Annotated in this window: 11 protein-coding genes; 3 read left to right on the top strand and 8 right to left on the bottom strand. The window is 72.7% G+C overall.

The features are described from left to right. Positions 1 to 126 precede the first annotated feature (126 nt). The 8 genes from AB0J67_RS08180 to AB0J67_RS08145 all read right to left on the bottom strand — a co-directional run bounded on the left by AB0J67_RS08180 (position 127) and on the right by AB0J67_RS08145 (position 8,959). On the bottom strand, positions 127 to 1,248 hold the full coding sequence (locus AB0J67_RS08180; RefSeq protein ID WP_363477894.1) for an alpha/beta fold hydrolase: 1,122 nt from the start codon (positions 1,246 to 1,248) through the stop codon (positions 127 to 129). 81 nt (positions 1,249 to 1,329) lie between these two features. Beyond that, the gene (locus AB0J67_RS08175) at positions 1,330 to 1,959 is read right to left on the bottom strand and encodes a DUF899 family protein (protein ID WP_363477891.1); all 630 of its coding nucleotides are present in this window, start codon (positions 1,957 to 1,959) and stop codon (positions 1,330 to 1,332) included. Between the two features lie 66 nt (positions 1,960 to 2,025). Further along, complete coding sequence (locus AB0J67_RS08170) at positions 2,026 to 2,490, bottom strand: universal stress protein (RefSeq protein ID WP_363477888.1); 465 nt, start codon at positions 2,488 to 2,490, stop codon at positions 2,026 to 2,028. Positions 2,491 to 2,540: 50 nt separating this feature from the next. After that, a complete protein-coding gene (locus tag AB0J67_RS08165; protein ID WP_363477885.1) occupies positions 2,541 to 2,813 on the bottom strand; it encodes a DUF1876 domain-containing protein in 273 nt (90 codons plus the stop codon). Further along, positions 2,810 to 3,466, bottom strand: a complete 657-nt coding sequence (locus AB0J67_RS08160; protein WP_363477882.1) for a phosphoribosyltransferase family protein — start codon at positions 3,464 to 3,466, stop codon at positions 2,810 to 2,812. Before AB0J67_RS08160 ends, AB0J67_RS08165 begins: the two co-directional genes overlap by 4 nt. A 63-nt stretch (positions 3,467 to 3,529) precedes the next feature. Then, a complete protein-coding gene (sulP, locus tag AB0J67_RS08155; protein WP_363477879.1) occupies positions 3,530 to 5,221 on the bottom strand; it encodes a sulfate permease in 1,692 nt (563 codons plus the stop codon). Between the two features lie 427 nt (positions 5,222 to 5,648). Beyond that, on the bottom strand, positions 5,649 to 6,530 hold the full coding sequence (locus tag AB0J67_RS08150; protein WP_363477965.1) for a universal stress protein: 882 nt from the start codon (positions 6,528 to 6,530) through the stop codon (positions 5,649 to 5,651). Positions 6,531 to 6,559: 29 nt separating this feature from the next. After that, positions 6,560 to 8,959, bottom strand: coding sequence for a phosphoketolase family protein (locus AB0J67_RS08145; RefSeq protein ID WP_363477876.1), 2,400 nt, complete (start codon positions 8,957 to 8,959; stop codon positions 6,560 to 6,562). Positions 8,960 to 9,120: 161 nt separating this feature from the next. On the opposite strand from AB0J67_RS08145, the gene AB0J67_RS08140 reads away from it, so the two are divergent. From AB0J67_RS08140 to AB0J67_RS08130, 3 genes are read left to right on the top strand one after another with little or no spacing between them, the layout of a single operon-like run. Continuing rightward, positions 9,121 to 9,648, top strand: a complete 528-nt coding sequence (locus AB0J67_RS08140) for a (2Fe-2S)-binding protein (RefSeq protein ID WP_363477873.1) — start codon at positions 9,121 to 9,123, stop codon at positions 9,646 to 9,648. Beyond that, positions 9,635 to 10,630: a xanthine dehydrogenase family protein subunit M gene (locus AB0J67_RS08135; protein WP_363477870.1), complete on the top strand. Its 996-nt coding sequence runs from the start codon at positions 9,635 to 9,637 to the stop codon at positions 10,628 to 10,630. The genes AB0J67_RS08140 and AB0J67_RS08135 overlap by 14 nt, the downstream gene beginning before the upstream one ends. Then, entirely contained in the window at positions 10,627 to 12,861 is a 2,235-nt protein-coding gene (locus AB0J67_RS08130) for a xanthine dehydrogenase family protein molybdopterin-binding subunit (RefSeq protein WP_363477867.1), read from the top strand. The genes AB0J67_RS08135 and AB0J67_RS08130 overlap by 4 nt, the downstream gene beginning before the upstream one ends. Positions 12,862 to 12,871 lie beyond the last annotated feature (10 nt).

Genomic DNA, 12,871 nt, shown 5'->3' with positions numbered 1-12,871 from the left:
GAAGTCATTCTGGCACTCGGCACGCCGCCGGGCGGCCTGCTCCGGCCCACGGACCGCGCGGTGCCGGTGCTCCCGCACGGGCCGCCGCCGGGCGCGGGGCGCCGGGGGTGTGCCGCCGGCCCGGCGTCACGTCCCGAGCCGGCGGTTGCCGGTCTGACCGCTGAGATTCCAGCGCAGGTCGAGGCGGCAGCCCGGCGCGCTCTGGAACTGCGCCACCCCTTGCAGGTGCGCCCCGGCGAAGAACTGCTGCTGCTGGGTCAGCTCCACCTGCGGCGGCCTCAGGTCGACGCCGACCCGGGTGCGCCCGAGCGGCACCGGCGAGTGCGTCGACAGGAACAGCGCCACCAGGTCCGCCATCGCCCCGCCGACCAGCGGGCACGGGCCGACCGCGGCGGTGCCGGCGTCCTGCGGGCGCAGGTAGTCGAAGTGCTCGCCGCGGTACGTCGCGGCATACCGCGGCTGCGGCAGGCCGTCCCAGATCTTCTTCGGGCCGCCCAGCTCCTCGAAGCCGAGACCCTGCCCGTTGGCGTCCACCGCCCACGCGAAGAACGTCGTCCGGCCGATCCCGGCGAGCACCGCGTCGCGGTCGTTGAGCTCGCCGTACGGCGCGCCGAGGCTCACGAACGCGGTGAAGTCCGGATTCGCCGCCATGATCCGTGCGCCGAGCAGGCCGCCGTAGGAGTGCCCGACCACGGCGGTGGACACCGGCCGGGCGTCCACCCAGCGCCGGTGCTCCCACTGGTCGCGCACCCAGGCCAGGTCCGCGGCCGCCGCCGCGATCGCCGGGTCGTCGGCGCTCTGCGACAGCTGCGCCGGGTGGTTGGGGACCACGACGGCATACCCGCACCGCGCCAGCACGGCCGCGAACCGCTCCCAGCGCGCGTGGTAACCCGTGTTCGGCACGCCCTGCGGTGGCTGGCCGTGCAGCAGCAGCACCACCGGCCAGCGGGTCAGGCACAGCTTGAGCATGGGCGCGTGCGCGGTCGCGCCGTCATACGTCGGGTAGTAGACGCGCAGGTCGCGCGGGGTGCCGTGGGTGGCGGCGCGCAGGTCGTGCACGCCCCAGAACACCGGTCGGCCGATGTCGGGGTTCCAGGTGACGCCGCCGGACTCGGCCGGGTCCTCCGGGCAGCTGTCCGCCGCCGCCTCGATGGCCTCCTTGCACCCCGGCAGCAGCGCGAGCGCCGCCAGCCCACCGAGCCCGGCCAGCATCCGCCGCCGGGTCGCCCGCACCGCCGTCTCCGTCATCGATCGAGCATGCGACGGCGGCCGCCCGCGCGCTGTGCGGTGGGCGACTGCCGCCGGTACGGCTTCCCGACAGTCGGCGGGTCAGCCGTACGTCGGGCGCTGCGGCCAGCCCTGCGGGGAGTCCTCCCACTCCTGCATGCGGCCGTACGGCGCGAGGTCCATGATGCTGTGCGCGAACACCAGCCGGTCCACGCCGCGCGAGCCGGTGCTGTAGGTGCGGTAGACCCGGTCACCGTCGCGCAGGAACACGCTGAGCAGGAACCCGCCCCCCGCCCCGCAGTCGTCCGAGAAGGACGTGCCGTGCGACGACACGAACGGCAGCGTCCAGCCACGTGCTGCTTTGTATGCCTCGATCTGCGCCAGCGGCATGTTCGACACGGTCACCCAGGTGATGCCGCGGGCGGCGAGCAGCGGCAGCGCCTGCACCGGCACGTTGTCGGTGAACCCGGTGCAGCCGGGGCAGTAGTGCCTCGGCCCCCGGTCCATGAACTGGTAGACCACCAGCTCGTCACGGCCGTCGAACAGGTCGACCAGGCTCTTCGGGCCCTCGGGAGTGTCGAACACGTACGGCTTGTCGAACAGCACCATGGGCAGGCGGCGGCGACGCGCGGCCAGCGCGTCCTGGGCGCGGGTCAGCTCCTTCTCCGCTTTGAGCAGCTCGTCGCGGGCCTGCTGCCACTGCTCGGCGGATACGATCTCCGGTTTGTCCATGGGCGCCATCCTGCCCGCCGAGTCCGACAGATCCGGCTCGTCGCGTCCACCGGGCGGGTGCCGCGATCAGTTCGCCGGGTCCGGGACCGCCAGCTCGGCGGCGTGCGGCAGCTCGTGGCCCACCGGCACCACGACCACGGGGCAGCTGGCCTTGCCGATGCACTCCTCGCTGACCGAGCCGAGCACCGTGTGCATCAGCCGGCTGGTGCCGTGGCTTCCCAGCACCAGCAGGTCCGCGTCGGCCGCGGCGGCGGCCAGCACGTCGGCGGGGCGGCCCTCGACCACCTCGCCGGCGATGCTCACGCCCTCACGCTGGAACGACGGCAGGGCGCCGAGCTCGCGGTCCAGCATGGCCGCGGTGTCGTCGCGGGCGGCCGAGCCGATCACGTCGTCGTCGACCTCGTCCCAGCGCCACGCGGCCACCGCCTGCACGGTGCCGCCGCGTCCCGCTGCCTCGTGCACCGCCCAGCGCAGCGCCCGGCGGCCTCCCTCGGAACCGTCCACGCCGACCACGATCCGGAAGTTCGCCATGAACCGCCCCCTACCCCTCGGCGTACCGTCGCTAACACGTACCGTCGGATTCAGCGGGTGAGCCGGACGTTCTGCCCCGTCTCGCGCTGGATGTCGCCGGCGGCGGTGACCAGCAGCCGATGGCCGAGGTCGGACAGCGCCCGGGCCACGGCGAGCTCGTCGCCGATCTCCGGGACGTCACGGTCCTCGGGGTTGAGCTTGGCCCGGCCGACCCCGATCAGGCGGTCGCCGATCGCGTCGTCGAGCATCCGGGCCTCGGCGTAGGTGCGTCCCTCGTCCTCACCGACGAAGATCTCCACGTTCCAGCGCTTCATCGCGGTCATTGCGGGTGCCCCCCTTCCAGGATGTGCGCCGAACCCTCCAGCAGCGCCACGACCTCCTCGTCGGAGGTCTGCCGGAAGTCCTCGTAGTGCTCGCCCACGGCCATGAAGGACCGGGGCGTGTCGACGCAGACCACCTCGTCGGCGACGGCGCGCATGTCCTCGGCGGTGTCGGCCGCCGCCACCGGGACGGCCAGCACCACGTGTGCCGCGCCCCGGGCCCGGGCGACCTGGCACGCGGCGCGGGCCGTGGCGCCGGTGGCGATGCCGTCGTCGACGACGACCACCGTGCGCTCGGCCAGCGGCTCGGCGTCGCGGCCGTGGCGGTAGCGCTGCACGCGCCGCTCCAGCTCGGCCCGCTCGGCCCGCTCGACCCGCTCCAGCGCCTCGGCGGTGATGCCCGCGGCGTCGATCACGGAGGGGTTGAGCACGCGCACCCCGTCCTCCCCCACCGCGCCCATCGCGACCTCGGGCTGGTACGGCACGCCGAGCTTGCGTACCACCAGCACGTCCAGCGGGGCGCGCAGCGTGCGGGCGACCTCGACGGCGACCACGACCCCGCCGCGGGGCAGCCCGAGGACCACCACGTCGGCGTCGTGGAGGAAGGTCAGCATCTGGGCCAGCCGGTGGCCGGCGTCGGTGCGGTTGTGGAACATGGCACCACTCCCTCACCACCATCGTCGTCCTGTGACACCCTCCGTGACCAGGACTTCGGCGACTCAGGCCGGTGGGTCGCCAAACGCCTGGCGGTACGCGGCGACAGCGGTGGGCAGGGTGTGGAACACGTGATCGGGGCCGACCTTCTCGGCCAGGCCGAATGACACCATTTCGTCCATGAGTTCCTGTTTGACGTGGGCCATGCCGAACACGATGCCCCGCTGGGTCAGCTCGGTGCGCAGCTCGTCGACCGCCTCCATCGCGGTGTAGTCGACCTCGACGATCGCCTCGGCGTTGAGCACGAACCACTTCACGTCCGGCGCCTCGGCGGCCGCCGCCAGCGCCCGCCGCCGCAGGTCCTGGGCGTTGGCGAAGAACAGCGGCGAGTCGTACCGGTAGATCATCAGCCCCGGCACGGTGCGCGCCTGCGGGTAGTCCTCCACGTCGTGCATGCCCGCCACCCCCGGCACGATGCCCAGCACCGCGTCGTGCGGGCGGGCCACCCGGGCCAGCATCTCGGCCACCGACAGCGCCACCGCCGCCAGCACGCCGTAGAGGATGTCGAACACCAGCACGCCCGCGAACGCGGCCAGCGCCAGCAGCAGCTCGCTGCGCCGGAACGAGGCCAGCCTGCGGAAGCCGGGCAGGTCGATGAGGCGCAGGGCGGCGTACACGATGATGGCGCCCAGGGCCGCGGTCGGGAACGCCGACAGCACCGGGCTGGCGAACAGCAGCGTGCAGACGATCAGCACCAGCGCGGTCAGCGAGTAGACCTGGGTGCGCGCGCCCGCGGCGTCGGCCAGCGCGGTGCGGCTGCCGCTGCTGCTCACCGGATAGCCGCGCAGCAGGCCCGAGCCCAGGTTCGCCACGCCGAGCGCGAGCAGCTCCTGGTCGGCGTCGACCTCCTGGCGGTGGCGGGCGGCGAAGGCGCGGGCGGTGAGCATGTTGTCGGTGTACCCGACCAGCATCACCCCGACCGCGGGCAGCAGCAGGTCCTGGAAATCGGACAGGTCGGGCAGCGCGAACGGCGGCAGCCCGGACGGGATGGTCCCGACGGTGTCGATGCCGTAGGCCTGCAGGTCGAACAGCGCGGTCGCGGCGGTCGCCAGCAGCACCGCCAGCAGCGGGCCGGGCAGCCGCGGCCACTGGCGCTGCACCAGGTAGAGGAAGGCCAGCACCAGCGCGCCGACGATCACGGTGCCCAGGTGCGCCTGGCCGATGCCCCTGATGAACGACCACACCTCGCCGAGCAGGGTGCCGCCGTCGACGGGCACGCCGGACAGCCGCTCCAGCTGACCGATGATCATGATGATGGCGACCCCGGCCATGTAGCCGACGAGGATCGGCTTGGACAGCAGGTCGGCCACGAAGCCGAGCCGGATCGCCCAGCAGACCAGGCACAGCAGGCCGACGATGACGGCCAGCCCGGCGGCGAGCGCCGCGTACCGGCCGGGGTCGCCCGCGGCCAGCGGGGCGATGACGGTCGCGGTCATCAGCGCGGTGGTCGACTCCGGACCGACCGACAGCTGCCGCGACGAGCCGAGCAGGGCGTAGAGCGCCAGCGCGGGCAGCGCCGCCCACAGGCCCGCCACCGGCGGCAGCCCGGCCAGGCCCGCGTACGCCATCACCTGCGGGATCAGGTACGCCGCGACGGTCGCCCCGGCGAGCACGTCCCCCCGCAGCCAGCCGCGGTCGTACGCCCGCAGCGTCACCACACCGGGCGCCTGCGGAATCCATCGTGGTCTGTCGGCCATGGTCACTTCTACCGCACCCCGCGCCGCCGCGAAACCCCCGAAAGGAAGGGCACCTTCTTAACGCGTTACGTAGAGGAAGGGCACCTTCTTAACGTCCGCCCGAAGCAACCGCAGCGATCTCGCGGGCGGGTCGACAGACCGGTCCGCGTCCGTCCGAAGCGAGGGCGGCGTGGCGCGTGCGCCGCCGCTTCACCGCCTGACAGACCTGCTCTGCGGCGGCCTGAGGGACTACCCGACCCCGCGATCGTGGCTCCGTAGACGTTGGCCTATCTCATCGAAGATGATCTCTCAAAAGTCGATGAGATAGGCCAACGTCCATCGACATCGGCACGCTCCGGCCCGCCGACCGCTGCCGGCGGCCACGCGTCGGGTTAATAAGGGCACCTTCTTCTACGTATGGCGTTAAGAAGGTGCCCTTCCTTACCTATCAGCGGGGGACGACGAGGACGGGGCAGGCGGCGTGGTGCAGGACCTGGTGGCTGACCGAGCCCAGGAGCAGGCCGGCGAAGCCGCCGCGGCCGTGGGCGCCGGTGACCACGAGCTGGGCCCGCTTGCTGAGCTCGACCAGGACTTTCGCGGGGCGGCCGCGGGCCAGGTGCTCGCGGACCGGCACGTCCGGGTAGTCCTTGCGGACCGCCGCCATCGCCTCCTCCAGCAGGTGGCCCTCCTCCCGCGCGACGGTGGCCGAATCGTGTTTGTGGTCGTGGTGCTCGCCGTGCGCGTGCCCGGTCGAGCGGGTCCAGGTGTGCACCGCGAGCAGTTCCGCGCCGCGCATCGCGGCCTCCTCGAACGCGGCCTCGACGGTGCGCACCGAGTCCGGCGAGCCGTCCACGCCGACCACGACCGGCCCCTCGGCGTGCTGCTCGCCGCGGACGACCAGCACGGGGGTGTGCCCGTGCGCGGTGCACTGCACCGCGACCGAGCCGACCAGCAGCCCAGTGAACCCGCCCAGCCCGCGGTCGCCGATGACCAGCAGCTCGGCGTCGCGCGCGGCGCGCAGCAGCACCGGCGAGGGCGCACCGGTGATGAGGTCGGTGAGCACGGACACGGCCGGGTCGGTCTTCTTCGCGGCGGCGGCGGCCTCGGCCAGGGCCTGCTCGGCGTCGTGGCGCAGCCCGCCCCCGCCGGGTCCGGCCTCGGACGGTCCCATGCCGACGTGCATCAGCGGCCAGATGAACGCGTGCACGATGCGCAGCGGCAGGTGCCGCCAGGCCGCTTCGCGGGTGGCGAGCCGGACGGCGGCCAGCGACGACTCCGACCCGTCGGCCCCGACGACGACCGGGTGCGCGCCGCCCTCCTCGGTGTTCATCGCCGGCCCGGCACCGGCGTCGAGGCTGTTCATGCGCGTCCCGGCCAGGTCCAGTCGGTGATGTCGGGCGCGTCCTGGCCGTACGCCCTGGTGTGGTCGCGGGCCCGCTGGCGCGCGTCGGTCATGTACTGGCGCAGCCCGGCCGCGCTCACGCCCAGCCCCGGCACCCGGTCGATGACGTCGATGACCAGCCGGTAGCGGTCCAGGTCGTTGAGCATTACCATGTCGAACGGCGTGGTCGTGGTGCCCTCCTCGCGGTAGCCGCGCACGTGCATGTTGCCGTGGTTGGTGCGGCGGTAGGTGAGCCGGTGGATCAGGCTCGGATAGCCGTGGTACGCGAACACGACCGGCCGGTCCACCGTGAAGATCGCGTCGAACTGGGCGTCGGGCAGGCCGTGCGGGTGCTCGGTGTCGGGCTGCAGCCGCATCAGGTCCACCACGTTGACCACCCGCACCCGCAGCTCGGGCAGGTAGCGCTGCAGCAGGTCGACCGCGGCCAGCGTCTCCAGCGTCGGCACGTCGCCGGCGCAGGCCATCACCACGTCCGGCACGCCGCCGGCGTCGTTGCTGGCCCAGTTCCAGATGCCCAGGCCGCGGCGGCAGTGCAGGGCGGCCTCGGTCATGTTCAGCCAGGACGGCTGGGGCTGCTTGCCCGCCACCACGACGTTGACGTAGTCGCGGCTGCGCAGGCAGTGGTCCATGGTGGACAGCAGGGTGTTGGCGTCCGGCGGTAGGTAGATCCGGCACACCTCGGCCTTCTTGTTGACCACGTGGTCGATGAAGCCGGGGTCCTGGTGCGAAAAGCCGTTGTGGTCCTGCCGCCAGACGTGGCTGGACAGCAGGTACGTCAGCGAGGCGATGGGGCGGCGCCACTCGATGCCCCGGGTCACCTTCAGCCACTTCGCGTGCTGGTTGACCATCGAGTCGACCACGTGGATGAACGCCTCGTAGCTGGTGAGCAGCCCGTGCCGGCCGGTGAGCAGGTATCCCTCCAGCAGGCCCTCGCACAGGTGCTCGGACAGCACCTCGATCACCCGGCCGCTGGGCGCGAGGTGGTCGTCGCCCTCGTAGATCATCGCGTCGAACTCGCGGTCGGTCACCTCGAACACGGCGTTGAGCCGGTTGGAGTTGACCTCGTCCGGGCCGAACAGCCGGAACCGGTCGGGGTTGGCGCGGATCACGTCGCGCAGCCACACCCCCAGCACGCGGGTCGCCTCGGCCGCCGGGGTGCCGGGAGTCGGGACGTCGACGGCGTACGCCCGGATGTCGGGCAGGACGAGGTCGCGCAGCAGCAGGCCGCCGTTGGTGTGCGGGTTGGCGCTCATCCGCCGGGCCGCGCGCGGGGCCAGCGGCGCGAGGTAGGCCATGGGCGCGCCGGTCGCGTCGAACAGCTCCTCCGGCCGGTAGGAGCGCATCCACGCCTCCAGCTCGGCCAGGTGCTCCGGGTTGTCGCGCACGTTGGCCAGCGGCACCTGGTGCGCGCGGAAGGTGCCCTCGACCGGGACGCCGTCGACGATCCGGGGGCCGGTCCAGCCCTTCGGCGTACGCAGGATGATCATCGGCCAGCGGGGGCGCTCGCCGTCGGCGCCCTGCCGGGCGCGGGTCTGGATGGCGGCGATGTCGTCCAGCGCGCTGTCCAGCGCGTACGCCAGCTCGTGGTGCACCCGCACCGGGTCGTGCCCGGACACCAGGATCGGCCGGTAGCCGAAGCCGTGCATCATCGCCATCAGGTCGTGCTCGGGGATGCGGGCCAGCACCGTCGGGTTGGCGATCTTGTAGCCGTTGAGGTGCAGGATCGGCAGCACCACCCCGTCGGTGACCGGGCTGAGGAAGGTGTTCGCCAGCCAGCTGCACGCCAGCGGCCCGGTCTCCGCCTCGCCGTCGCCGATCACGCAGGCCACCAGCAGCCCGGGGTTGTCCAGCGCCGCGCCGTACGCGTGCATCAGCGAGTAGCCGAGCTCGCCGCCCTCGTGGATGGAGCCGGGCACCTCCGCCGCGACGTGGCTGGGGATGCCGCCGGGGAACGAGAACTGCCGGAACAGCCGGGTCATGCCGGCCTCGCTGCGGTCCACGCTCGGGTACAGCTCGCTGTAGGTGCCCTCCAGCCAGGTGTTCGCCACGATCGCCGGGCCGCCGTGGCCGGGCCCGCAGACGAACATGGCGTTGAGGTCCCGGTTGGTGATGGTGCGGTTGAGGTGCGCCCACAGCATGTTCAGGCCGGGGCTGGTCCCCCAGTGGCCGAGCAGCCGCGGTTTGATGTGCTCCGGGGTCAGCGGCTCGCGCAGCAGCGCGTTGCCCATCAGGTAGATCTGACCCACGGTCAGGTAGTTGGCCGCCCGCCACCAGGCGTCGAGCCTGCTCAGATCGTCGTCACGCAGGTGCGTCACACCGGCGGTGTGCCCGGCGCCCGGTCGCTCTGTCACCGTCATGTGCCGATCCTCGCCCGGACGGGCCGTCTGTGCAGGCAGAATGTCCCGTTTTCCAGGCTCGGACCAGCCCCTTTTCTCCCGATGATCAGACAATCGGCATTCGCCCGGATATAGAGGGTTTACTGCTATAGCGTGGCGTGAGGCGCGGAAGAGGAGGAGCGATGGTGGCTTCCCATCTGCCGGACGCGGTCCAGGGGCCGGGTCCGGTCGACGTGGTTCTCAACGTCAACGGCGCCACGTACGTGGTGCGGATCGAGCCGCGGGTCAGCCTGCTGGACTGCCTGCGTGACCACATGAACCTCACCGGGGCCAAGAAGGGCTGCAACCAGGGTGCCTGCGGCGCGTGCACGGTATGGGTCGACAAGCGGCGCGTCGTGGCCTGCCTGACCCTGGCCATCGCCTGCGAGGGCCGCGAGATCACCACCATCGAGGGGCTCGCCGAGAACGGCATCCTGCACCCGATGCAGAAGGCGTTCCTGTCCGAGGACGCGTTCCAGTGCGGCTACTGCACCCCGGGGCAGATCATGTCGGCCGTCGCGCTGCTGGCCGAGGGGCACGCCGGGTCCGACGACGAGATCCGCGAGTGGATGAGCGGCAACATCTGCCGCTGCGCGGCGTACCCGAACATCCGCACCGCGATCCGCGACGTCCGCGACGGCGTGGGAGGTGTGGGCAGTGCGGCCCGTTAGCTACTCCCGTGTCGCGGACGTGGCCACCGCCATCGCCACGGTGACCGCCGACGCGGGCGCCGCGTACCTGGCGGGCGGCACCACCAAGGTCGACATGCTGCGCATCTACGCCGAGGCGTCGCAGCGCCTGGTCGACATCAACGACCTGCCCATCGACCACATCGAGGTGCAGCCCGACGGCGCGCTGCGCATCGGCGCGATGGCCCGGATGAACGACGTGGCGATGGCGCCGCTGGTCCTCGACCGCTTCCCGGTGATCTCCGAGGCGCTCGTGCTGGGGGCCTCGGCGCAGCTGCGCAACATGGCCTCGATGGGCGGCAACATGCTGCAGCGTACCCGCTGCACGTACTTCCGCGACGCGGAGGCGTCCTGCAACAAGCGCGAGCCCGGCAGCGGCTGCGACGCGCTGACCGGGATCAACCGCGGCCACGCCGTGCTCGGCACCAGCCGGCACTGCATCGCCACCCACCCGTCCGACGTCGCGGTGGCCCTGGTCGCCCTGGACGCCGTCATCCACGTGCAGAACACCGACGGGCACCACGCCTACCCCGTCGACGACTTCTTCCTGCTGCCCGGCGCCACCCCGCAGCGCGAGCACCCGCTCAACCACGGCGACCTGATCACCGCGATCGAGGTCCCGCCGCTGCCCATGGCCCGCAACTCGCTCTACCTGAAGGTGCGCGACCGCGAGTCGTACGAGTTCGCGCTGTCGTCCGCCGCGTGCGCGCTGCGTGTGGCCGGAGGCGAGGTGGCCGAGGTGCGTCTGGCGCTCGGCGGCGTGGCCACCAAGCCGTGGCGCGCCCGCCGCGCCGAGCGCGCGCTGCTCGGGCAGCCCGCCACCCGCGAGTCGTTCGCCCGCGCGGCCGCCGAGGAGATGTCCGACGCCGTCACGCAGCCGATGAACGCCTTCAAGGTCGAGCTGGCCCAGCGGACGATGATCCGCGCGCTGGAGACCCTCGCCGCGAGAGGAGAGCCCTCATGACCACCGCGATCGGCCGCCCCGTCGACCGCGTCGACGGGCACGCGAAGGTCACCGGCACGGGCCGCTACTCGGCCGAGATCGCGCTGCCGGGCCTGGTCCACGCGGTGCTGGTCACCTCCCGCATCCCCAGCGGCCGGGTCGGGCACCTCGACACGTACGAGGCCGAGCACGCCGCCGGCGTGCTCGCCGTGCTGCACCACCTGAACCTGCCCAAGGGCGGCTCGGTGCCGCCGCTGCTGCCGTCGCTGTTCGGCGCGGCCGCCTCCGGGCAGACGTTCTTCCCGATGCAGGACGAGGTGATCCACTACGCCGGGCAGCCGCTGGCCATCGTCGTGGCCGACACCCTGGACCGCGCCGAGCACGCGGCGCGGCTGGTGCACGTCACCTACGAGCACACGCCCGCGATCACCACGATCGAGCAGGGGCGCGACCGGGCGTACCAGCCGGAGAAGATCTTCGCCGGGATCATCCCCGGCCGGATCACCCGCGGCGACGTGGCGGCCGGGCTCGCCGCGGCGCACCAGACCGTCGACCTGACCTACCACTGCGCCGCCAACCACCACAACCCGATCGAGTGCTCGGCCACCACGGCCGTCTGGGAGGGCGACCGGCTCACCCTCTACGACTCCACCCAGGGCCCGAACGCGACCCTGCACACCGTCGCCGAGCTGCTCAACATCATGCCGTCGCACATCCGGGTGGTGACCGACTACGTCGGCGGCAGCTTCGGCTGCAAGGCGATGATCTGGCCGCACCCGGCGCTGTCCGCGCTGGCCGCGCGGGCGGTGCACCGGCCGGTGCGGCTGGCGCTGAGCCGCGAGCAGATGTTCAGCGGCTGCGGCCACCGCGAGGAGCAGGAGATGCGGATGACGCTGGGGGCCGACCGCACCGGTCGGCTGACCGCGATCCGGCACCACAAGCTCTCCCCCACCTCGCACTTCGACGACTGGGCCGAACCGTCGCTGAGCGTGGCGTCGCAGATGTACGACTGCCCGAACTACGAGGGCGTCTACCGCCTCATCAAGGCCAACACCATGACGCCGACGTTCACCCGGTGCCCCGGGGAGGCGGCGGGCATGTTCGTCATGGAGTCCGCGCTCGACGAGCTGGCCGAGCGGCTCGACCTGGACCCGCTCGAGATCCGGCTGCGCAACTACGCCGAGACCGAGCCGGGCAGCGGCAACCCGTGGTCGAGCAAGGGGCTGCGCGAGTGCTACCGGCGCGGTGCGGAGCTGGCCCGCTGGAGCGAGCGCGACCCGCGGCCCGGCCGCACCCGCGACGGCCAGTGGCTGCTCGGCTGGGGCATGGCCAGCTCGGCGTACCCGGTGACACCGCCCGGCGGCCCGCAGCGCGCCCGCGCCCGCATCTTCGCCGACGGCAGCGCCGTGGTGCAGTCCAGCTTCGCCGACTTCGGCACCGGCTCGGCCACCGCGATGACCCAGGTCGCCGCGGACGGGCTGGGCCTGCCGCTGGAGCGGGTGCGGGTGCAGTACGGCGACAGCGACCTGCCCAACACCGCCGCCGCCGTCGGCTCGGCCGGCGCCGGGATGGTCAGCGCGGCGGTGCACATCGCCACCACCGCGCTGCGCGACCAGCTCATCGCCCAGGCCGTCGCCGACGAGCGCTCGCCGCTGCACGGCGCCGACCCGCGCCAGGTCGTGGTGAGCGAGGGCCGGATGCAGCTGCGCGACCGGCCCGGCACCGGCGAGACGTACGCCGAGCTGCTGCAACGCGCGTTCATGTCCGACGCCGAGGCGCTGGGCACCTGGAACCCGCCCAGCATGCTGGGCACCGGCTACGGCACGATGACCTTCGGCGCCCAGTTCGCGCAGGTCGCGGTCGATCCGGAGCTGGGCCTGTGCCGGGTGCGGCAGCTGATCGGCGTGTTCGACCCCGGGCGGGTGCTCAACCGCAAGACCGCGCACAGCCAGCTGATGGGCGGCATGCTGTGGGGCATGAGCCACGCCCTGCTGGAGGGCACCGTGATGGACCCGGCCGGCCGCTGGTCCAACGCCAGCCTCGGCGAGTACCTGGTGCCCGTCAACGCCGACGCGCCCGACGTGGTCATCGAGACGGTCGAGACCACCGACACCGTGGTCAACCCGCTGGGCGTCAAGGGCATCGGCGAGGTCAGCATGGTCGGCACCGCCGCCGCGATCGCCAACGCGATCTGGCACGCCACCGGCCGCCGCCACCACCGGCTGCCGATCACGATCGAGGACATCCTGTGAGGACGGACCG

This window comes from Catellatospora sp. NPDC049609 (assembly GCF_040675365.1).
In the GTDB taxonomy this organism is placed as follows: Bacteria; Actinomycetota; Actinomycetes; order Mycobacteriales; family Micromonosporaceae; genus Catellatospora.
Note: the sequence above shows the minus strand (reverse complement) of the source record. Positions and strands in the feature narration are given on the sequence as shown.

Bases quoted from the DNA above. Each gene is read 5' to 3' on its own strand.
- AB0J67_RS08175 (WP_363477891.1), bottom strand. From the start codon at position 1,959: ATGGACAAACCGGAGATCGTATCCGCCGAGCAGTGGCAGCAGGCCCGC.
- AB0J67_RS08160 (WP_363477882.1), bottom strand. From the start codon at position 3,466: ATGTTCCACAACCGCACCGACGCCGGCCACCGGCTGGCCCAGATGCTG.
- AB0J67_RS08140 (WP_363477873.1), top strand. From the start codon at position 9,121: ATGGTGGCTTCCCATCTGCCGGACGCGGTCCAGGGGCCGGGTCCGGTC.
- AB0J67_RS08165 (WP_363477885.1), bottom strand. From the start codon at position 2,813: ATGACCGCGATGAAGCGCTGGAACGTGGAGATCTTCGTCGGTGAGGAC.
- AB0J67_RS08130 (WP_363477867.1), top strand. From the start codon at position 10,627: ATGACCACCGCGATCGGCCGCCCCGTCGACCGCGTCGACGGGCACGCG.
- sulP (WP_363477879.1), bottom strand. From the start codon at position 5,221: ATGGCCGACAGACCACGATGGATTCCGCAGGCGCCCGGTGTGGTGACG.
- AB0J67_RS08145 (WP_363477876.1), bottom strand. From the start codon at position 8,959: ATGACGGTGACAGAGCGACCGGGCGCCGGGCACACCGCCGGTGTGACG.
- AB0J67_RS08150 (WP_363477965.1), bottom strand. From the start codon at position 6,530: ATGAACACCGAGGAGGGCGGCGCGCACCCGGTCGTCGTCGGGGCCGAC.
- AB0J67_RS08170 (WP_363477888.1), bottom strand. From the start codon at position 2,490: ATGGCGAACTTCCGGATCGTGGTCGGCGTGGACGGTTCCGAGGGAGGC.
- AB0J67_RS08180 (WP_363477894.1), bottom strand. From the start codon at position 1,248: ATGACGGAGACGGCGGTGCGGGCGACCCGGCGGCGGATGCTGGCCGGG.